General features: G+C 70.1%; 17 protein-coding genes. 12 read left to right on the top strand and 5 right to left on the bottom strand.

Annotation, left to right across the window (positions count from 1 at the left end):
- Positions 1-12: 12 nt before the first annotated feature.
- Positions 13-507 carry a Cys-tRNA(Pro) deacylase gene (gene ybaK, locus E3O48_RS12535; RefSeq protein WP_134539237.1) on the bottom strand — a complete coding sequence of 165 codons (495 nt, stop codon included), beginning with the start codon at positions 505-507 and terminating at the stop codon, positions 13-15.
- A 23-nt stretch (positions 508-530) separates the two neighbouring features.
- The gene (gene glgX, locus E3O48_RS12530; protein WP_134539235.1) at positions 531-2,573 is read right to left on the bottom strand and encodes a glycogen debranching protein GlgX; all 2,043 of its coding nucleotides are present in this window, start codon (positions 2,571-2,573) and stop codon (positions 531-533) included.
- Between the two features lie 82 nt (positions 2,574-2,655).
- On the opposite strand from glgX, the gene E3O48_RS12525 reads away from it, so the two are divergent.
- The 3 genes from E3O48_RS12525 to ligA all read left to right on the top strand — a co-directional run bounded on the left by E3O48_RS12525 (position 2,656) and on the right by ligA (position 7,489).
- Entirely contained in the window at positions 2,656-3,843 is a 1,188-nt protein-coding gene (locus E3O48_RS12525) for a cysteine desulfurase family protein (RefSeq protein WP_134539234.1), read from the top strand.
- Between the two features lie 219 nt (positions 3,844-4,062).
- A complete protein-coding gene (gene mnmA / locus E3O48_RS12520) occupies positions 4,063-5,208 on the top strand; it encodes a tRNA 2-thiouridine(34) synthase MnmA (RefSeq protein ID WP_134539629.1) in 1,146 nt (381 codons plus the stop codon).
- Positions 5,201-7,489, top strand: coding sequence for an NAD-dependent DNA ligase LigA (gene ligA, locus E3O48_RS12515; RefSeq protein ID WP_134539232.1), 2,289 nt, complete (start codon positions 5,201-5,203; stop codon positions 7,487-7,489). The genes mnmA and ligA overlap by 8 nt, the downstream gene beginning before the upstream one ends.
- Position 7,490: 1 nt before the next feature.
- On the opposite strand, the gene E3O48_RS12510 is transcribed toward ligA, so the two are convergent.
- Both E3O48_RS12510 and E3O48_RS12505 read right to left on the bottom strand, forming a co-directional pair.
- On the bottom strand, positions 7,491-8,255 hold the full coding sequence (locus tag E3O48_RS12510; protein ID WP_134539230.1) for an alpha/beta fold hydrolase: 765 nt from the start codon (positions 8,253-8,255) through the stop codon (positions 7,491-7,493).
- Complete coding sequence (locus tag E3O48_RS12505) at positions 8,252-8,776, bottom strand: PadR family transcriptional regulator (protein ID WP_134539228.1); 525 nt, start codon at positions 8,774-8,776, stop codon at positions 8,252-8,254. Before E3O48_RS12505 ends, E3O48_RS12510 begins: the two co-directional genes overlap by 4 nt.
- Positions 8,777-9,026: 250 nt before the next feature.
- Here E3O48_RS12505 and E3O48_RS12500 point away from each other — a divergent pair, with 250 nt between their 5' ends.
- The 6 genes from E3O48_RS12500 to E3O48_RS12475 are packed head-to-tail and all read left to right on the top strand — an operon-like array spanning position 9,027 to position 15,160.
- Entirely contained in the window at positions 9,027-10,373 is a 1,347-nt protein-coding gene (locus E3O48_RS12500; protein WP_134539226.1) for an alpha/beta hydrolase, read from the top strand.
- 36 nt (positions 10,374-10,409) lie between these two features.
- Positions 10,410-10,706: an Asp-tRNA(Asn)/Glu-tRNA(Gln) amidotransferase subunit GatC gene (gene gatC / locus E3O48_RS12495; RefSeq protein WP_134507059.1), complete on the top strand. Its 297-nt coding sequence runs from the start codon at positions 10,410-10,412 to the stop codon at positions 10,704-10,706.
- Between the two features lie 2 nt (positions 10,707-10,708).
- Positions 10,709-12,256: an Asp-tRNA(Asn)/Glu-tRNA(Gln) amidotransferase subunit GatA gene (gatA, locus tag E3O48_RS12490; RefSeq protein WP_134539224.1), complete on the top strand. Its 1,548-nt coding sequence runs from the start codon at positions 10,709-10,711 to the stop codon at positions 12,254-12,256.
- On the top strand, positions 12,256-13,761 hold the full coding sequence (gene gatB, locus E3O48_RS12485; protein WP_134539222.1) for an Asp-tRNA(Asn)/Glu-tRNA(Gln) amidotransferase subunit GatB: 1,506 nt from the start codon (positions 12,256-12,258) through the stop codon (positions 13,759-13,761). The genes gatA and gatB overlap by 1 nt, the downstream gene beginning before the upstream one ends.
- A complete protein-coding gene (locus E3O48_RS12480) occupies positions 13,761-14,060 on the top strand; it encodes a hypothetical protein (protein WP_134539221.1) in 300 nt (99 codons plus the stop codon). Before gatB ends, E3O48_RS12480 begins: the two co-directional genes overlap by 1 nt.
- Positions 14,057-15,160 (top strand): VIT1/CCC1 transporter family protein, encoded by a 1,104-nt coding sequence (locus tag E3O48_RS12475; protein ID WP_134507067.1) that lies wholly within the window; start codon positions 14,057-14,059, stop codon positions 15,158-15,160. The genes E3O48_RS12480 and E3O48_RS12475 overlap by 4 nt, the downstream gene beginning before the upstream one ends.
- 81 nt (positions 15,161-15,241) lie before the next feature.
- Here E3O48_RS12475 and E3O48_RS12470 read toward each other — a convergent pair whose 3' ends face one another.
- Entirely contained in the window at positions 15,242-16,177 is a 936-nt protein-coding gene (locus E3O48_RS12470; protein WP_134539219.1) for a DNA-3-methyladenine glycosylase, read from the bottom strand.
- A gap of 153 nt (positions 16,178-16,330) precedes the next feature.
- Between E3O48_RS12470 and E3O48_RS18365 the strand changes: the two genes are divergently transcribed.
- The 3 genes from E3O48_RS18365 to E3O48_RS12455 all read left to right on the top strand — a co-directional run bounded on the left by E3O48_RS18365 (position 16,331) and on the right by E3O48_RS12455 (position 18,876).
- Positions 16,331-16,534, top strand: coding sequence for a hypothetical protein (locus E3O48_RS18365; protein ID WP_134539217.1), 204 nt, complete (start codon positions 16,331-16,333; stop codon positions 16,532-16,534).
- Positions 16,535-16,662: 128 nt separating this feature from the next.
- Positions 16,663-18,258 (top strand): ABC-F family ATP-binding cassette domain-containing protein, encoded by a 1,596-nt coding sequence (locus tag E3O48_RS12460; RefSeq protein ID WP_134539215.1) that lies wholly within the window; start codon positions 16,663-16,665, stop codon positions 18,256-18,258.
- Positions 18,259-18,297: 39 nt separating this feature from the next.
- A complete protein-coding gene (locus E3O48_RS12455) occupies positions 18,298-18,876 on the top strand; it encodes a YdeI family protein (RefSeq protein ID WP_134539213.1) in 579 nt (192 codons plus the stop codon).
- The last annotated feature ends 13 nt before the right edge of the window (positions 18,877-18,889 follow it).

The following is an 18,889-nucleotide window of genomic DNA, read 5'->3' as shown; positions in this document are numbered from 1 at the left end:
TGCTCGGCCGGCCTACCCTCGGGAGATCGCCGCGAACACGGCGCCGGATGCCCGGGCCAGGTCGGCGGGGGCGAGTTCGATGTCGAACCCCCGCCGGCCGCCTGAGACGAAGACGGTGTCGAAGAGCTGGGCATCCTCGTCGATGACCGTCGTCAACGGGGTCTTCTGCCCGATCGGGCTGATCCCGCCGACGACGTAGCCGGTCTTGCGTTCCGCGGTCTTCGGATCGGCCATGACGGCCTTCTTCGCGCCGACGGCCGCGGCCAGCGCCTTGAGGTCGAGCTGGCCGGTGACCGGCACGATGCCGACGACGAGGGTGCCGTCCGCCTCGGCGAGGAGAGTCTTGAACACCCGGGCCGGGTCGAGGCCGAGCTTCTGGGCGGCCTCGAGTCCGAAGTTGGTCGCGTGGGCGTCGTGATCGTACAGGTGGGGCGTGAAGGCGATGCCGGCCCTCTCGAGGGCGAGCGTGGCGGGGGTTCCCGCACCGTGATCCGCCCGCCTGCCCATGCCGTGTCGTCCCCGGGTGACGGCTAGTGGGCCCGGAAGAGCTGCATCGACGCGCCGGGGACGAGCAGCCGGGCTCCGGGGGCGTGTTCGATCACGGCATCGCTGATGTCGTCGTGGCTCGAGTCCCAGAGCAGCGTGTACGAGCCGACCCCCGTGTGCACGGGCAGCGTCACCGTGACATCCGCTTCCCGGCCCTGCACGATCAGCAGGATCCGATTGAACTCCTCGCGCTCCGGGGTGCTGGCCGCGAGATACTGCAGCGTGCGCTCATCCGACGAGTGCCAGTCCTCCTCGGACATCGACTCGCCCAGGGCGTTGTACCAGTCCATTTCGCTGGCGCTGAGGGTCGTTTCGCCTGGGCGACCGAACCGCACCGGCCGGAGTGCCGGATTCTCCCGGCGCAGTTCGAGCAGGCGCCGGCTGACCCGGTGCAGGTCGACCTGCCAGTCGTCCAGGTCCCAGTTCAGCCAGGTCAGTTCGCTGTCATGGCAGTAGGCGTTGTTGTTGCCGCGCTGGCTGCGCCCGAATTCGTCGCCGGCGGTGATCATCGGAACGCCGGCCGAGAGCAGGAGGGTGGCCAGCAGGTTGCGCATGGCCTTCCGCCGGGTCGTGAGGATGGTGGTGTTGCGGGTGGGGCCCTCGACGCCGTGGTTGAACGAGTTGTTGCTGTCGGTGCCGTCCCGGTTCGACTCGCCGTTGCCGACATTGTGCTTGACGTTGTAGGCGGTGAGGTCGGCCATCGTGAAGCCGTCATGGGCCGTGATGAAGTTCAGCGAGGCAAGCGGCCCGCGCTCCTGCGAAAACGTGTTGGACGACCCGGCGAGACGGGTCGCGAAACGGCCGATGCCGCTGCCCGCATGACCGTCGCGCGCCGCGGCGAGGTCGGTCAGCCAGAACGAACGCATCCGGTCGCGGTAGCGGTCGTTCCATTCCGTCCACCCGTCGGCGAAGTTGCCGGTCTGCCAGCCGCCCTGCCCGATGTCCCAGGGCTCGGCGATGAGCTTCACATCGGTGAGGTCAGGGTCGGTCCGGATCGCCGTCAGCAGAGGGTGGTCGCGCTGGTATTCGACGTTGCCGTCCCGGCCGAGCGTCACCGCCAGGTCGAACCGGAAGCCGTCGATCTGCACGTCGTTCGCCCAGTAGCGCAGCGAGTCGAGCACCAGGCGGTGCGGCACCTCGTGCGACACGTTCAGGGTATTGCCGCAGCCGGTGACGTCGATATACGCGCCCGCGTCGTTCTGGCGGTAATAGGTGGCGTTGTCGATGCCGCGCAGGCTGCTGACCGGGCCGTTCGGTCCCTCCTCGGCGGTGTGGTTGTAGACCACGTCGAGGATGACCTCGAGGCCGGCCTCGTGCAGCAGCTTGACCATGCCCTTGAACTCCCGGAGCACGGCCTCCGGGCCGGCGGACTGGGAGGCCATGGTGGCGTAGTCGGCGTGCGGGGAGAAGAAATTGAAGGTGTTGTAACCCCAGTAATTGGTCAGGCCCTGCTTGATCAGGCGCTGTTCGGAGACGAATGCGTGCACCGGGAGCAGTTCCACCGTGGTGACACCGAGGTTCTTCAGGTACCCGATCGTCGACTCGTGGGCGAGGCCGGCGTAGGTTCCGCGCAGGTCGGCCGGGACCGCCGGGTTGAGCTTGCTGAGGCCGCGAACGTGGGCTTCATAGACGACCGTGTGGTCGAGGGCGATCTTCGGTTTGACCGACCCGGCCCAGTCGAAGCCGCCGTCCACGACGGAGGACTGCCACTGGTCGGGGCCGACCCGCACGAGACCCCGGGAATACGGTTCGATCAGTGTTTTCTCCGGGTGGAACGAGTTCCTCGACGAGGCGGGACCGGAGACCCGGATGCCATAGCGACGGCCGGGGGAGAGGGTACGGGACCGCCCGAACCAGACGTCGTTGGTGTCTCTGGTCATGGGGACGGTCTTGACGATCCAGTTGGGATCGGTCTCGTCGAAAATGCACAGTTCCATGGAGTCGGCGTTCTTCGACCACACTCGCAGCTCGCCGCCGTTGGCCCCCAACCGGACGCCGAGGTTGCGCAGGGGATCACCGGAAGTCATGGGTTCTAGAGTAATGAGTACAGACGGTCGGTTTTGACCACAATCAGACCTGCCGACGCCCGAAAACCTGCAGAGGATCCCCATGTCGGTCTACCTGGACCACGCCGCGACAACACCGATGCTCCCCGGCGCCATCGCGGCGTTCAGCGAAGCGATGACGGTCGTCGGCAACCCCGCGTCGATCCACAGCCAGGGCCAGCTCAAGAAACGGATGCTCGAGGAAGCCCGCGAAACCGTCGCGGCCAGTGTGGGCTGCGACCCCATCGAGGTCGTCTTCACGGCCGGCGGCACCGAGTCCGTCAACCTCGGCATCAAGGGGCTGTTCTGGGCCCGGGCGCCAAGGCGGCGCATCCTCGTTCCCGGCGGGGAACACCACGCCACCGTCGACACCGTCGAGTGGCTGGAACGGCACGAGGGCGCAATGATCGACTGGTTGCCGCTGGACGAGCACGGCCGGGTCGACCCGGCCGCCGTCGCCCGGGCGATCGCGGCCCACCCCGAGGAGATCGCCCTGGTCACCCTGCTGGCCGCCAACAACGAGGTCGGAACGATCCAGCCCGTGGCTGAGGTCGCCGCGCTCGCGGCGGCCCACGGCATCCCGGTGCACGTCGACGCGGTGGCCGCCTACGGGCACGTCCCGATCGACTTCCGCACGCTGCGCCGCGGGGGAGTGTCCGCGGTGAGCGTCTCGGCGCACAAGATCGGCGGCCCGGTCGGCATCGGCGCTCTGGTCCTGTCCCGCCGCGCGACGGTGGAACCGCTTGTGCACGGCGGCGGGCAACAGCGTCAGGTGCGCAGCGGTACCCAGGACGTTGCGGCAGCCGTGGCCTTCGCCGTGGCCGCGGCCGCCGTCGGGGTCGACCTGCCCGGCGAGAACGCACGGGTGGCCCTGCTGGGGCAGGCCGTCGTGGACGGGGTGCTCGCGGCGGTGCCCACGGCGCAACTCAACGGCGACCCCGACCCGGCCCGCCACCTGCCCGGAACGGCCCACTTCAGCTTCCCCGGCTGCGAGGGCGATTCACTCCTGTTCCTGCTCGACGCGGCCGGCGTCTCCGTGTCGACCGGCTCGGCCTGCCAGGCCGGCATCCCGGAACCCTCGCACGTGCTCCGGGCGATGGGCCGCACCGAGGTGGAGGCCCGCGGGGCCCTCCGGATCACCCTCGGCCGCACCTCGACCATGGCCGACGTCGACGCCCTGCTCGCCGCCCTGCCGGCCGCCCACGCCCAGGCCTCCCGGGCCGGCATGGCCGACCGCGTGCCGGGCCGCTGACCTGCGCCTCCGTTGACCGAGCGTCCCTGACCCGTCGCATCCGCCGCCCTCGGCCGATGCTCGAGCGCCACCGTTGCGCCGCTGCGCGCCCGGTGCGCCTGGCGCGCAGCGGCGCAATTGGCGCGTAGGCCTTCCGGCCTCGCGCCGCGGCGGCGGAGCGGGCGCGTTGGCCAAACGGTCCGACCCTATTACACTCGTCAGGTGAAGGTTTTGGCAGCAATGAGCGGTGGGGTGGACTCCGCCGTCGCCGCAGCCCGCGCGGTCGAGGCGGGACACGAGGTGGTCGGCGTGCATCTGGCGCTGAGCCGGATGCCGGGCACTCTCCGCACCGGAAGCCGGGGCTGCTGCACGGTCGAGGACTCGATGGACGCCCAGCGGGCGGCCAACATCATCGGCATCCCTTATTACGTCTGGGACTTCTCCGAGCGGTTCAAGCTCGACGTGGTCGACGACTTCATCGCCGAATACGCCGCCGGCCGCACTCCCAACCCCTGCATGCGCTGCAACGAGCGGATCAAGTTCGCGGCGCTGCTCGAGAAGGCCATCGACCTCGGCTTCGACGCCGTCGCCACCGGGCACTACGCCACGATCCTGACGGATGCCGACGGCAACCGCGAGCTGCACCGGGCCAGCGCCTGGGCCAAGGACCAGTCCTACGTGCTCGGTGTGCTCACCCAGGACCAGCTCGCGCACTCGATGTTCCCGCTCGGGGCGACCCCGTCCAAGGCCGAGGTGCGCGCCGAGGCCGCCGAGCGCGGCTTCTCCGTGGCCACCAAGCCCGACTCCTACGACATCTGCTTCATCCCCGACGGCGACACCCGCGGCTGGCTGGCCGAGCGCGTGCCGCCGGCGACCGGCGACATCCTCGACCGCGATGGCAACACCCTCGGCCTGCACGAGGGCGCCGCCGCGTTCACGGTCGGCCAGCGCAAGGGCCTCCAGATCGGCACCCCCGCCGCCGACGGCAAGCCGCGGTTCGTGCTCGAGGTGCGCCCGATCACCAACACGGTCATCGTCGGGCCCAAGGAAGCGCTCGCGATCAAAGAGATCGCCGGCACGAAGTACACCTGGTGCGGCGTCGCCCCAGAGCACCCGGAGATCGCCTTCGACTGCGACGTGCAGATCCGCGCCCACGCCGACCCGGTTCCCGCGGTGGCGCGGCTGGTTCCGACAGGCTCGACGACCGATGGTTCGACCACAGGCGGGGTGGAACTGCGAATCCTGCCGGTTGAGCCGCTGACCGGCGTCGCGCCCGGCCAGACCGCCGTGGTCTACCTCGGCACCCGCGTGCTCGGCCAGTGCACCATCGACCGCACCGTCAGCGCCGTCCCCGTCGCTGACTCGGCCGTCGCCGCACATGCCTGACGGCGCGGCCGCCGAAACCCCGGCCGACCTGCACCGGGCCGCGGCGGAGGTCGCCGACCTCACCCAGCGGATCCTGGCGGCCAGGGACGCCTACTACGAGCGCAACGAGGTCGTGATCTCCGATGCCGACTACGACGCCCTGGTGCACCGTCTCGGCGTGCTCGAGGGCGAATTCCCCGAGCTGGCCAGCCAGGACAGCCCGACCCAGACCGTCGGCGGCCGCGCCGAGACCAGCCTGTTCGCACCGGTGCAGCATGCCGAACGCATGCTCAGCCTCGACAACGTGTTCTCGATCGACGAGTTCGCGGACTGGGCCGCGAAGGTGGAGCGGGACGCCGGCCGCGGCGTGCACTACCTCTGCGAACTCAAGATCGACGGGCTCGCCATCAACCTCCGCTACGAACACGGCGTGCTGGTCACCGCGGCGACCCGCGGCGACGGTGTGGTCGGCGAAGACGTCACCGAGAACATCCACTGGGTCCCCGGAATCCCGCGACAGCTGACCGGCACCGGCCACCCGGCCCTGATCGAGGTGCGCGGTGAGGTCTTCTTCCCGGTCGAGGCCTTCCGTGAACTTAACGCCGAGCAGGCAGCCGCCGGCGAGCGGGTCTTCTCGAACCCGCGCAATGCCGCGGCGGGCTCGTTGCGCCAGAAGGCCGAGGGCAGGGCCGCCGAACCGCTGCGGCTGATGCGGGCCAGGCTCGGCCGGCTCCGGATGCTCGTGCACGGCATCGGCGCCTGGGCGAACCCGCCAGTGGCCGCCCAATCCGAGGTGTACGCGCTCCTGCGCGGCTGGGGTCTGCCGACCAGCACCTACTTCATGGTGGAGCCGACCGCCGCGCAGGCGGCGACCTTCATCGAGTACTACGGCGTGCACCGCGCAAGCGTCGAACACGAGATCGACGGCATCGTGATCAAGGTCGACGAACTCGCCCTGCACGCCGAACTCGGCGCCACCAGCCGGGCTCCCCGCTGGGCGATCGCCTACAAATACCCGCCGGAACAGGTCAACACCAAGCTGCTCGACATCGTCGTGAGCGTCGGCCGCACCGGTCGGGCCACCCCGTTCGCGGTGATGGAGAAGGTGCGGGTCGCCGGCTCCGAGGTGCGCCAGGCCACGCTGCACAACCAGGACGTGGTCAAGGCCAAAGGCGTCCTGATCGGCGACACCGTCGTGCTGCGCAAGGCCGGCGACGTCATTCCCGAGGTGCTCGGCCCGGTGATCGAACTCCGCGACGGCACCGAACGCGCCTTCGTGATGCCCGTGAACTGCCCGGAATGCGGCACCCCGCTCGCCCCCGCCAAAGAAGGGGACATCGACCTGCGCTGCCCGAACGCGCGCAGCTGCCCCGCCCAGGTGCGCGGACGGGTCGAACACATCGGATCGCGGGGTGCCCTGGACATCGAGGTTCTCGGCGAGGTCGCCGCAGCCGCGCTGACCCAGCCGACGGTGCCCGCCGAGCCGCCGCTCTCCACCGAGGCCGGCCTGTTCGACCTCACCCTGGCCGACCTGTTGCCGATCGAGGTGGTCGTGCGGGACGCCGAGACCGGGCTGCCACGCGAGGAGGAGGACGGTGCCATCCGCCTGCGCACACCGTTCCGGCGCAACCCGTCGGCCGCGGAGAAGAAGCAGGGGATGACCGGGCCGCAACCCTCGTCGAATGCGATCAAGCTGCTGCGCGAGATCGAACTGGCCAGGACCAAGCCGCTCTGGCGACTGCTGGTGGCCCTCAACATCCGTCACGTCGGCCCGGTGGCCGCGCGTGCCCTCGCCGACCACTTCGGGTCCCTCGACCTGGTCCGCGCCGCCACGCGGGAGGAGCTCGCCGAGGTCGACGGGGTCGGCGGCATCATCGCGGACGCCATCCTCGCCTGGTTCGAGGTCGACTGGCACCGCGAGATCGTGGACCAGTGGACGCGCGCCGGGGTCCAGTTCGTCACGCTCGGCCATCCCGGGCCTGGCGCCGCGGCCGCGGCCGGCGGGGTGCTCAGTGGACTGACAGTCGTCGCCACCGGCTCCCTCGAGGGCTACAGCCGGGAGGAGGCCCAGGAGGCCATCATCGCTGCCGGTGGTAAGTCCGCCTCGAGCGTGTCGAAGAACACCGACTTCGTCGCGGCCGGTCCCGGCGCCGGGTCGAAGCTGGCCAAGGCCGAGCAACTCGGCCTCCGGATCCTCGACGCAGCCGAGTTCCACCTGCTGGTGACGCACGGCCCTGCCGCGCTCGGAGACGCTGCGCCGGCGGACGGCGCGGGGGAGACCCCGTCCAGCACCTCCGACTGACTCAGCGGCCGGCGGCCGGCAGGGTTCCGTCGTCGACCCAGCCGGCCACCATCCGCGTGAACAACTCCGCGTCTTCGATGCTCCACACGTGGTGCATGCCCGGCGCGATCCAGGTGCGAGTCTGCGGCAGGAGCGTCTGCAGCGTCGCCAGGCTGTCCCGCACGAGCCGGGATTCCTTCTCGCCCGCCACGGCCAGGAGCGGGCCGCGGTAGCCGCCCAGTCCCTCGGGGCTGCCGCCGCGGTTCACGTCCTCGAAGACCCGCGCGGCATTGTCCGGCCGGATGTCCAGGCCGTGTTCGACGAAGACGGTCACCGCGTCCGCGGGCAGTCCGAAGGCCTTCGCCTGCGCGCGCCAATACCAGGGGCGGCCCCAGAGGTGCAACTGCAGGGTGTTGACGAAGCGGGCCAGGCCGTGGATGCCGTCCAGGGGAACGCCCGAGACGAGGCAGGAGCGCAGCAGGCCGGGATGGCGCGCCATGACCTGCACCGCTACGAGGCCGCCGAGGGAGAGCCCGACCAGGTGGGCGCGGCCGCCGTGCGCGTGCTCGGCGATGGCGGCGGCGACGTCGTCGGCGGTCTCGGCGAGTGAGCGCCAGTCTTCGGTGGAGCGGGCCCCGAAGCCCGGCAGGTCAGGGGTGAGCAGGTGGCGGCCGGGGAGGCCGGCGACCTGGGGCTCCCAGGACCAGGCCGCGACGGACCCGCCGTGCAGGAAGACGATCGTGTCGGTGTCGGTCGCTTCGGCGCCGTGTTCGAGGGGGTAGTTCATGACAGCGCCTCCACTGTTTCGGCCAGCCAGGCCAGCTCGGCCGCGGCGTGGCGGATCCCGTTCCGGAGGGTGGCGCGCCGGAGCGTGTGCGCGAGGTCGACGGCTTCGCCGCCGTCCTGCCCGACCAGGGCGGTGAGCCGAAACAGGACGGCATCCGCCTCGGCCCGGCGAGCCTGGAGCAGCGCGGTCGCGGCCGGGATCCCGAGTTCACCGACGAAGAAGACCCGCACCAGGAAGGCGTCGTGCGGGGTCTCCGGGGGCAGCGGCGAGGCCAGCCATCCGTGCAGGGCGGTCAGGCCGGTCGGGGTGATCCGGTGCAGGCGCCGGTCCGGACGCCCGTCCTGAGTGATCACTTCCACCTCAGCGAGACCGTCGGCGACGAGGAGGGCCAGGGTGCGGTAGATCTGGGACTGGTCGGCGGACCAGAAGTGGGCGACAGACGCTTCGATGGTCTTCTTGAGGTCGTAGCCCGTGTGCGGTTTCAGCTCGAGGACCCCGAGGATGGCGAATTTCAGTGACATGGTTATATTAGACCATGCACATATAGGACTTAGCAAGTATTAAATGGGGGCGAAAAGACACCCCTTTGTGGGGGAAGTGCGACCGGCCAACCGAGCCCCCGTTTCAGTACTCTGAGTATGCAGGCCTTGTGTTTCACGTCGAGCTAACCGACTGCTCGGTGTTCGTGAGGGGACGTACCCGAGTTTGCTCTTAGCGGCGGCACTGATATCCGCCTCACTGACCTTCCACACGGTCAGTGAGCCCCTCGGGGTGCACTCGCTCACGCCCCCGGCGGTGAGCGCCAGGGTCTCGGCCGCCCCGGCACCGGCGGGCGCCGTCATCCTGTCCACGCCGCTCCGACTGGACCTCGCGGTCTCCGGGGAGCCAGGGGTCGCCGGGCAACCGGCCATCTCCGTGCAACCGGCGGCCTCACTGGTCGCGGGGGCGGACGCCGCTCTCGAATCAGTGCGACGGATGTCGGGGGCCAGCCTCCTCGCCGGCCTGTCCCGGCTGTCCGTCGGCGACATTTCCACCTTCGTCGCCGAGTTCCCCGGCCAGGTCGACTCCCTGCTGGCCGTGCCCCCCGCCGCAACCGAGGTCACCGGGTGGTGGACCGGATTGGACGGCACCGAGCGGTCGTCCCTCCTCGCCGGGGCGCCCCGGCTGGTCGGCAACCTCGACGGGATCCCCTTCCGCGAACGCGGGCGGGCCAACGCCCGCTACCTGGGCCAGAGCCTGGCCGCGGTGGACCGCCGGCTCGCGGGCACGCTCGACGACGCGGCCCGGGACGCCGCCACGCGCGAGCGCGCCATCCTGACCCAGGTGCAGGCCGCTCTCCGCCCAGCCGACGGGGGTCCGCGGCGATCCCTGGTCCTCCTCGACACCGTGGCGGGGGGCCGGGCCGCCATCGCCCTCGGCAACCCGGACACCGCGGCATTCGTCAGCTACCTCGTGCCGGGCATGAACTACGGGGTAGAACCCCAGATCGTGAACTGGACCGCGACCGCGGAGTCCCTGTACGCCGAACAGCGCGCCGTCCTCGCCGAGCGGGCAGCGAGCGCCCGCGGATCGGTCGCCGCGAGCATCTCCGTCGTCTCCTGGATCGGCTACGAGGCCCCGGACCTGTTCAGCGTCGGGGGTCTCGACCACGCCGGCGCCGGCGCCGACTTCCTCGAGAAGTACTCGCAGGGCATCCGCTCGGACCGTGCCGGCGACCAGCCCTTCGTCTCGGTGTTCGCGCACTCCTACGGCTCCACGGTCGCGCTCACGGCCCTGTCCCGCGGATCGTTCGAGGTCGACGCGCTGGTCCTGGTCGGTTCTCCCGGCAGCCAGATCCAGTCCGTCGACAGCCTGAGCGTGGCCAACGGCAACGTGTTCGTGGGGAAGGCCGACTGGGACCCGGCGGTCAACAGCGCCTTCTTCGGCAGCGACCCGGGGGCGGAATCGTACGGCGCCCGGCCGCTGGGGGTGTTCGGAGCGCACAACCGGCTCACCGGGACCTGGCTCTCCGGTTCGCTCGGCCACAACGCCTATTTCGACCGGGGCAGCGAGTCACTGCACAACATGGCCCTGATCGGAACGGACAACGCGGATCTGGTCACCAACGGCTCCGAATAGAATTGGGGAATCCACCTCGACGATAATCGGAGCAACATGTCTGAAATCACGGCCGAGCAGGTAGCGCATTTGGCCAACCTCGCCCGGATCGACCTCAGCCCGGAGGAGATCAACCGCCTCACCACGGAACTCGGCCAGATCGTTGATTCCGTCGCGAAGGTGGCCGAAGTGGCCACCCCTGACGTTCCGGCGACCAGCCATCCGATGCCGCTGACCAACGTTTTCCGCCCCGACACGGTCGTTCCCTCGCTCACCGTCGAACAGGCGCTCTCCGGCGCGCCCGACCACGACGGCGACAAGTTCCGAGTGCCCGCGATCCTGGACGAGGAGTGACCATGACCAACCTGATCAAGCTGTCCGCCGCCGACCTGTCCGGCCTGCTCGCCGACCGATCGGTGAGCTCCGTCGAAGTGACGCGCGCCCACCTCGACCACATCGCGGCCATCGACACCGATGTGCACGCCTTCCTGCACGTGGCCGGGGATGCCGCCCTCGCCACCGCGGCCCGGATCGACGCCCGCCGCGCCGCCGGCGAGGTCCTCGGCCCGCTCGCCGGGGTGCCGATCGCCATCAAGGACGTGCTCGCCACCCAGGACATGCCCTCCACGGCCGGCTCGAAGATCCTCGAGGGCTGGATCCCGCCCTACGACGCCACCGTCGTCAGGCGCGTGCGCGACGCCGGGCTGATTCCCCTCGGCAAGACCAACATGGACGAATTCGCGATGGGCTCGTCGACCGAGTTCTCCGCGTACGGTCCGACCCACAACCCGTGGGACCTGGACCGGATCCCCGGCGGGTCGGGAGGCGGCTCTGCCGCCGCGGTGAGTTCCTTCGAGGCTCCCCTCGCCCTCGGCAGTGACACCGGCGGTTCCATCCGCCAGCCGGCTGCCGTCACCGGCTCGGTCGGCGTCAAGCCCACCTACGGCGGAGTGTCCCGCTACGGCTCGATCGCGCTCGCGTCCTCGCTCGACCAGGTCGGCCCCGTCACCCGCACGGTCTACGACGCGGCCCTGCTGCACGATGTGATCGGCGGGCACGACCCGCTCGACTCGACCTCGCTCACCGATTCCTGGCCGTCGATGGCCGCCGCCGCACGCGCCGGACTGGCCGACGGCGCCCTGAAGGGCGTTCGGGTCGGCGTGATCAAGGAGCTCGCCGGCGAGGGATTCCAGCCCGGCGTCAAGCAGCGCTTCGAGGAGACGCTCGCCCTGCTCGCCCGTGCCGGAGCGGAGATCGTGCAGGTCAGCGCGCCCAACTTCGAGTACGCGATCGCCGCGTACTACCTGATCCTGCCCGCGGAGGCCTCGAGCAACCTGGCCCGGTTCGACTCGGTGCGCTTCGGCATCCGGGTCAACCCGGCCGAGGGCCCTCTCACCAGTGAGCGGGTGATGGCGGCCACCCGCGACGCCGGCTTCGGTCCCGAGGTCAAGCGCCGCATCATCCTCGGCACCTACGCCCTCAGCGCCGGCTACTACGACGCCTACTACGGCAGCGCCCAGAAGGTGCGCACGCTCATCCAGCGCGACTTCGACGCGGCCTTCGCCCAGGTCGACGTGCTGGTGTCGCCGAGCGCACCCACCACGGCCTTCAAATTCGGTGAGAAGATGACCGACCCGATGGCGATGTACCTCAACGACGTCACCACCATCCCGGCGAACCTCGCCGGCGTGCCGGGAATGAGCCTTCCGATGGGGCTCGCGCCAGAGGACGGGCTGCCCGTCGGCCTGCAGATCATGGCGCCGGCGAAACTGGATGCCCGCCTGTACACCTTCGGTGCCGCCGTCGAGCGCCTGCTCGAGGCCACCTGGGGGCACACCCTGCTCAGCCAGGCGCCCGAACTCGCGCCCACCGAAATGTTCGCCAGCGAAGAGGGAGTCGTCTGATGAAAAAGGCCGAACTGATGGACTACGACAAGGCCCTCGAACTGTTCGAGCCGGTGCTCGGCTTCGAGGTGCACGTCGAACTCAACACCAAGACCAAGATGTTCTGCGGCTGTGCCAACGAATTCGGCCAGGGTGCCAACACGAACACCTGCCCGACCTGCCTCGGCCTGCCGGGCGGGCTCCCGCAGGTGAACGCGAAGGCGATCGAGTCGAGCATCCGCCTGGGCCTCGCCCTCGGCTGCGAGATCGCCGAGTACTCCCGCTTCGCCCGCAAGAACTACTTCTACCCGGACACCGCGAAGAACTTCCAGACCTCGCAGTACGACGAGCCGATCGCGTTCAACGGTCAGCTCACCATCGAACTCGAAAGCGGCCGCCAGGTCACGGTCGACATCGAGCGCGCGCACATGGAGGACGACGCCGGCAAGCTCACCCACGTGGGTGGGGCAACCGGTCGCATCCAGGGTGCCGACTACTCGTTGGTCGACTACAACCGCGGCGGCGTGCCGTTGGTCGAGATCGTCACCCAGATGATCGAGGGCGGCGAGGCCGACTCCCCGGAGATCGGGCGCACCTACGTCGCCGCGATCCGCGAGATCGTGAAAGGCCTCGGCGTCTCCAACGCCCGGATGGAGGAGGGCAACGTGCGCTGCGACGCCAACGTCTCGCTCCGCCCGCGCGGCTCGAACATCCTCGGCACGCGCACCGAGACCAAGAATGTCAACTCCCTGCGCTCGGTCGAGCGTGCCGTGCGCTACGAGATCCAGCGCCAGGCGGCGCTGCTGGCCGCGGGCGGAACCATCACCCAGGAGACCCGGCACTGGCACGAGGACACCGGCATCACCTCGGCCGGCCGGCCCAAGTCGGATGCCGACGACTACCGCTACTTCCCCGAGCCCGACCTCGTTCCCGTCGCGCCGTCGCGGGAATGGGTCGAGGAGCTCCGTGCGACCCTGCCGGAGCCCCCGGCCGCCCGGCGCAAGCGGCTCCAGGCCGATTGGGGTTTCGCGAACCTGGAGTTCCAGGACGTCGTCAACTCCGACCTGCTCGACGCCGTCGAGGCCACCATCGCCGCCGGATCGGCAGCCCAGGCCGCCCGCAAGTGGTGGACCGGTGAGGTGGCCAGGCTCGCGAACGTGGCCGGCGTGGCCGCCGACTCCCTCGTGCACCCCGTTCAGGTTGCCGCGCTGATCGAACTCGTCGTGGCCGGAACGCTCACCGACCGCCTGGCCCGCCAGGTGCTCGAGGGCGTAATCGCCGGCGAGGGCACCCCGCTCGAGGTCGTCGAGCTGCGCGGCCTCGCGGTCGTGTCGGACGACGGCGCGCTCATCGCCGCGATCGACGAGGCCCTGGCTGCGCAGCCCGACGTGCTCGCGAAGATCCGCGACGGCAAGGTGCAGGCCGCCGGCGCCGTGATCGGTGCCGTCATGAAGGCCATGCGCGGCCAGGCGGATGCCGCCCGGGTGCGCGAGCTCGTGCTGGAGAGAGCGGGAGCGGCGGAGTAATGGCATTCGGGAAGAAGCAGCGGCCGGCCGAACCCGGGCGAACCGGGTTCGGCGTGGGGGTCCAGGTCGTGGTGCGGCTCGACCGCGGCAACTACCCGGATTCCCACGCGCCGGACCCGAGCGGGGTGATCGTGGCCGGTGGGGACATGGAAGGCGCCGCGCTCTACGCCCCGGTGACCCTGCGCGAGGCGGTCTGGGTCGTGCAATTCGACGAACCGTTCTACGGCCTCGACGGGTCGGGCCCGCACGAGTCCGCCCGGGTGACCCAGAGTCACCTCGAAGCGGCGCTGGAAGCATGAGCGTGACCCACGAGCGCCCGGCCGGCGCGGCGGACATCCGTCGCTGGCGACAGTACCTGGCCGACGAGCAGGCCGAGGCCGCGGTCTACCGCGACCTGGCCGCGCGTCGCACCGGGGAGGAGAAGGAGATCCTGCTCGCCCTCGCCGAGGCGGAGGGCCGCCACGAAGCGCATTGGCGCGGCCTTCTCGGAGACCAGGCCGGGACACCGCGGCGCGGCGCCATGCGCACCCGCTTCCTGGGGTTCCTGGCCCGCCGGTTCGGCTCGGTGTTCGTGCTCGCCCTGGCCCAGCGGGCCGAGTCCCGTTCGCCCTACGACGACGACGCGGATGCCACCAGTACGATGGCCGCGGACGAACGCATCCACGAGGAGGTCGTGCGCGGGCTCGCGGCCCGCGGTCGCCAGCGTCTGGCCGGAACCTTCCGTGCCGCGGTCTTCGGCATCAACGACGGCCTGGTGAGCAACCTGGCACTGGTGCTCGGAATCGGAGCCACCGGGGTTCCGACGTCCACAATCCTGTTCACCGGCATCGCCGGGCTGCTCGCCGGCGCCCTGTCGATGGGAGCCGGGGAATACGTGTCCGTGCGCTCCCAGCGGGAACTGCTCGAGGCATCCACCCCGAACCCGGCGACCCGAACGGTTTTGTCCCACCTCGACCTTGCGGCCAACGAACTGACCCTGGTCTACCGAGCGCAGGGAATGAGCCCGGAGCGGGCCGAGGTGCACGCCCGGGAGGTGCTGCGCACGGTGGCCATCGCCACCGGTCCGGTCGACGTCGCTCCCCGGGGCGGGCTCTCGCCCGCGGTCGACGAGCACGAGGCGATCGGCACCGGCCTCGGCGCGGCAACGTCGAGTTTCTGTTTCTTCGCCTCCGGGGCGATCCTGCCCGTCCTTCCCTACCTGTTCGGGCTCAGCGGGCCTGCGGCGATCATCGTGGCGGCCGTGCTCGTCGGCCTCGCCCTGCTGGCCACCGGCGCAATCGTCGGGCTGCTCTCCGGCGGACCGCCTCTCAGACGAGCCCTCCGACAGCTGCTGATCGGCTTCGGCGCCGCCGGCGTCACCTACCTGCTCGGATTGCTCTTCGGCACGTCGATGGCCTGATCTGGTCTGACTCCAGAGATCGAACTCGTCCGAACCCCCGCACCTCGTCTCGCTATGCTCGACCACCGCCGGTGATTGAGCTCAGTACGCGCGGTGATCGACGAACGGCATCCTCGGCCCGCGCCGAGGCTTCCCGGCCACGCCGCTGTTCTCCAGCAGCCGCACCACCCGGAAGCGGTGCGGCCGCCACTGCTCCATGGCGGCCACCAGCTGCCGGTCGTCGAACTCCATGTCGAACAGGGCATGCCCGATGAACCCGGCCAGGTGGTAGTCGCCGACCGAGAGCGCATCCGCGTCGCCGAGGGCCCGCTGGGCGACCTCCGCTGCCGTCCAGACCCCCACGCCCGGCACCGATCGGAGCCTGGACGCCGCCTCTTCCGGGGACAGCTCCACACAGCGCTCCAGCTGCCGCGCCACGGCCAGGACAGCCATCACGGTCCGTGACCGTTGAGGATCGACGCCGGCCTTGTGCCATTCCCAGGACGGGATCAGCTGCCAGGCGCGCACGGTCGGCACGACCATCATGGGACCGGGGGTCGGGCCGGGGGCCGGCGTGCCGTACGCGTGCACCAACCGCCGCCACGATGCGGTAGCCTGCACGGCGATGACCCGCTGCTCGAGGATCGCCGGGATCAGCGCCTCCATCACCCGTCCCGTCTTCGGGATGCGCAGGCCCGGATGCCGCCGGTGCGCGCCGTCGAGCACCGGATGGGCGGGGCAGAACCCGGCCGGGTCATCATCCCGCCCGACCATCGCGGGTGCCGCGTCGATCGCGGCCCGGGCGCCGGCGCCCCAGGCCTGGCAGGTGATGGTGTGCAGGTCCGACTGCGCGAACCGCAGCGAGGCCGGTCCGTCGACGGTGAGTGTGGTGCGCCACAGCGACCCGTCGGCGGCGACCTGATGGGTCGGGTCGGCGCGGCCGCGCCGCAGGTGGGCGAGGGTGAGGGCGACGTCGGTCGGATGCCCGGGGTGCCAGGTGGAGGCGGCATCCGGGGAAATCGTGGGTGGGAGAGTCATCGTCCTCGTCGGGCGTAGCCATCCAACTCCCGGCGTGCCGCAGGGGCGAGCGTGCACTCGGGCAGACGCCGGGCAGAAGCGTCTTGATCGGAGCGATCGTTTCGCAAAAGTGTACGCCTTCGGCCGGCTGCGCGGCGGGTCGGCCGTGGCCGGGTGCCCGCAGCATGGACCGGTGCCGACGAGGCCCTGGCCACGAGCAACGGTCAGGCCGATCTGGTCGAGCAGAAGCGCGGGTTCTGGGTGGCCGGGCTCGGCATCTTCGCGCTCTGGAACCTGTTCACCCTGGTCGGTGCCCTCGCGGGCGACAGCCCGGTCTGCCCATCCTGGTCGCGGCCGTCGCGACCGGCCAGACCCTGAGCCTCGACTCCCGGGTGGGGACACCCGGCCGGGGGTCGCCCTTGTAGAATCGTCCATGGCCCTGCGCCTCCAGGGACACCGCACCGGAGTCCCACGGGTGCCCCTGAACCGCCCCTCGAGAGGCAGCAATGAGCCTGATCCGGCTGAACGACGTCAGCGTCCGCTTTGAAAACGCGCAGATCCTGCGCGAGGCGTTCTTCCGCCTCGAAACCGGCGACAGGGTCGGCCTGATCGGCAAGAACGGGTCGGGCAAGACGTCGATTCTGAAGCTGGTCCTCGGCCAGGTCCTTCCGGACACCGGCACCGTCAGCCTCGACGCCGACATCAAGGTGGGCTACTTCTCCCAGTTCTCCGAGCTGAACGGCCAATCCACGATCCTCGAGGTGCTCGACGAGCTCTTCGCCCCGATCAAGGCCATCGAAGCCGAACTGGCGTCGATCGACGCGGCCATCGCCGCCGACCCGTCGGGCAGTGCGGAACTGGACCGGCTCATCCACCGCCAGGCCGAGCTTTTCGAGGACATGGACCGGCTCGACGGCTGGGACTACACCCGCCGCATCGACACCGCACTGACCACCCTGGGCTTCGACGAGGCCCACCGGGTCTGCTCGATCGACGAGCTGTCGGGCGGGTGGCGCAACCGCGCCGCCCTGGCCAAGATCCTGCTCGAAGGCCCCGACGTCCTCCTGTTGGACGAGCCCACCAACTACCTCGACGTGGCCGGTGTCGAATGGCTGGAAGCCTGGTTCCGCACCTTCCGGGGCGCCGCGATCATCGTCTCCCACGACCGCAGGTTCCTCGACGCCGTCGTCACCCGGATCATCGAGGTCGAGAACTTCCACCTGCACGAGTACCCGGGCAACTTCGGCGAGTATGTGGTGCAGAAACAGTTCAGGCTCAAGAACCTGGAACAGCAATTCGTGCACGAATCAGAACTGCTCGCCTTCGAAGCGGAGGGGATCGCCGACCGCCGGGAGGCCGCGAAGGCTGCCACCCGGGACCTCGGAAACCAGCTGGCAAAGATCAAGAAGGCCCGCACGCCGCGACCCGTCGACCAGATCATCACCGAGATCTACGGTGGCCTGCACGTGAAGGATGTCCTCTGCCGGGTCGAATCGCTCGGCAAGTCCTACGGCGACAAGGTGCTCTTCCAGGGGCTCAGCTTCGAGATCAGGCGGGGCAACCGGATCGTGGTCCTCGGCGCCAACGGCAGCGGGAAGACCACCCTGCTCCGGGTGCTCACGGGCGAGGAACGGGCCGACTCCGGCGAGGTAGCCTGGGCGAGCGGGACCGCCGTGGTGTCCTACAACCAGGTCCTCGCCGAACTCGACGACACCGACACGGTCACCCACGCCGTCAACGCGATGCCCGGCAGCCTGGCCTTCACGGCGACCCGGAAGTCCGTCGGCCGGTTCCTGTCGATGTTCCAGTTCTCTGAGGCCGACCTCAAGCAGAAGATCGGCAACCTGTCCGGCGGCCAGCGTGCGCGCGTCGCGATGGCGCAGTGCCTGCTCTCCGGCGCATCCGTGCTGCTGCTGGACGAACCGACCAACCACCTCGACATGTCCAGCACCCAGGTGATGGAGCGGGCGCTGCTGCACTTCCCCGGCGCCGTGGTCGTGGTCAGCCACGACCGCTTCTTCAGCGACAAGATCGCCAACCGGCACCTCGTCTTCGGCGGCGACACCGCGGCGCCCGGTGAGATCGAGGTGCGCGCGGCCTGATGGTGGCCGGGTCGCGTCGTGCGGCCTACGCTAGCGGTCATGGGAGCCAATGCCGACAAGCCGATCGTGCTCTTCGAGACGGTGGCCGACTGGGAAGCGTGGTTGGAGCAGAATGCCGGCCATGACGGAGTGAGACTCCAATTGCGCAAGAAGAAATCCGTCGTACCCGGGATCACCTATCCGCTGGCGTTGGAGAGCGCGCTCTGCTTCGGCTGGATCGACGGGCAGGCCGGGTCTCTCGACGACGACTACCATCTGCAGGTCTTCACCCCGCGGCGCGCCCGCAGCGTGTGGTCGCAGCGCAACCAGGGCCTGGTCGCCGCGCTCATCGCGGACGGGCGGATGCGCCCCGCCGGCCACGCGGAGATCGACCGGGCCAGGGCGGACGGCCGGTGGGAGGTGGCTTACCGCCAGAAGGACAGCCCGGTGCCCGAGGACCTCCGGGTGGCCCTCGACGCCAACCCTGCCGCCTCGTCGGCGTTCGCGACACTGGACTCCCAGAACCGGTTCGCGATCCTGTTCCGCATCAACGCTGTGAAAAGAGCCCAGACCCGCGCCGCGAAGATCGCGGGCTACGTGGAGATGCTCGCGGACGGCCGCGCGATCTACCCGCGATGAGCCTCCGGCGAAC

Source organism: Cryobacterium sp. HLT2-28, assembly GCF_004402495.1.
GTDB lineage: Bacteria > Actinomycetota > Actinomycetes > Actinomycetales > Microbacteriaceae > Cryobacterium > Cryobacterium mannosilyticum.
Note: the sequence above shows the minus strand (reverse complement) of the source record. Positions and strands in the feature narration are given on the sequence as shown.

Bases quoted from the DNA above. Each gene is read 5' to 3' on its own strand.
- ybaK (WP_134539237.1), bottom strand. From the start codon at position 507: ATGGGCAGGCGGGCGGATCACGGTGCGGGAACCCCCGCCACGCTCGCC.
- glgX (WP_134539235.1), bottom strand. From the start codon at position 2,573: ATGACTTCCGGTGATCCCCTGCGCAACCTCGGCGTCCGGTTGGGGGCC.
- E3O48_RS12525 (WP_134539234.1), top strand. From the start codon at position 2,656: ATGTCGGTCTACCTGGACCACGCCGCGACAACACCGATGCTCCCCGGC.
- mnmA (WP_134539629.1), top strand. From the start codon at position 4,063: ATGAGCGGTGGGGTGGACTCCGCCGTCGCCGCAGCCCGCGCGGTCGAG.
- ligA (WP_134539232.1), top strand. From the start codon at position 5,201: ATGCCTGACGGCGCGGCCGCCGAAACCCCGGCCGACCTGCACCGGGCC.
- E3O48_RS12510 (WP_134539230.1), bottom strand. From the start codon at position 8,255: ATGAACTACCCCCTCGAACACGGCGCCGAAGCGACCGACACCGACACG.
- E3O48_RS12505 (WP_134539228.1), bottom strand. From the start codon at position 8,776: ATGTCACTGAAATTCGCCATCCTCGGGGTCCTCGAGCTGAAACCGCAC.
- gatC (WP_134507059.1), top strand. From the start codon at position 10,410: ATGTCTGAAATCACGGCCGAGCAGGTAGCGCATTTGGCCAACCTCGCC.
- gatA (WP_134539224.1), top strand. From the start codon at position 10,709: ATGACCAACCTGATCAAGCTGTCCGCCGCCGACCTGTCCGGCCTGCTC.
- gatB (WP_134539222.1), top strand. From the start codon at position 12,256: ATGAAAAAGGCCGAACTGATGGACTACGACAAGGCCCTCGAACTGTTC.
- E3O48_RS12480 (WP_134539221.1), top strand. From the start codon at position 13,761: ATGGCATTCGGGAAGAAGCAGCGGCCGGCCGAACCCGGGCGAACCGGG.
- E3O48_RS12475 (WP_134507067.1), top strand. From the start codon at position 14,057: ATGAGCGTGACCCACGAGCGCCCGGCCGGCGCGGCGGACATCCGTCGC.
- E3O48_RS12470 (WP_134539219.1), bottom strand. From the start codon at position 16,177: ATGACTCTCCCACCCACGATTTCCCCGGATGCCGCCTCCACCTGGCAC.
- E3O48_RS12460 (WP_134539215.1), top strand. From the start codon at position 16,663: ATGAGCCTGATCCGGCTGAACGACGTCAGCGTCCGCTTTGAAAACGCG.
- E3O48_RS12455 (WP_134539213.1), top strand. From the start codon at position 18,298: ATGGGAGCCAATGCCGACAAGCCGATCGTGCTCTTCGAGACGGTGGCC.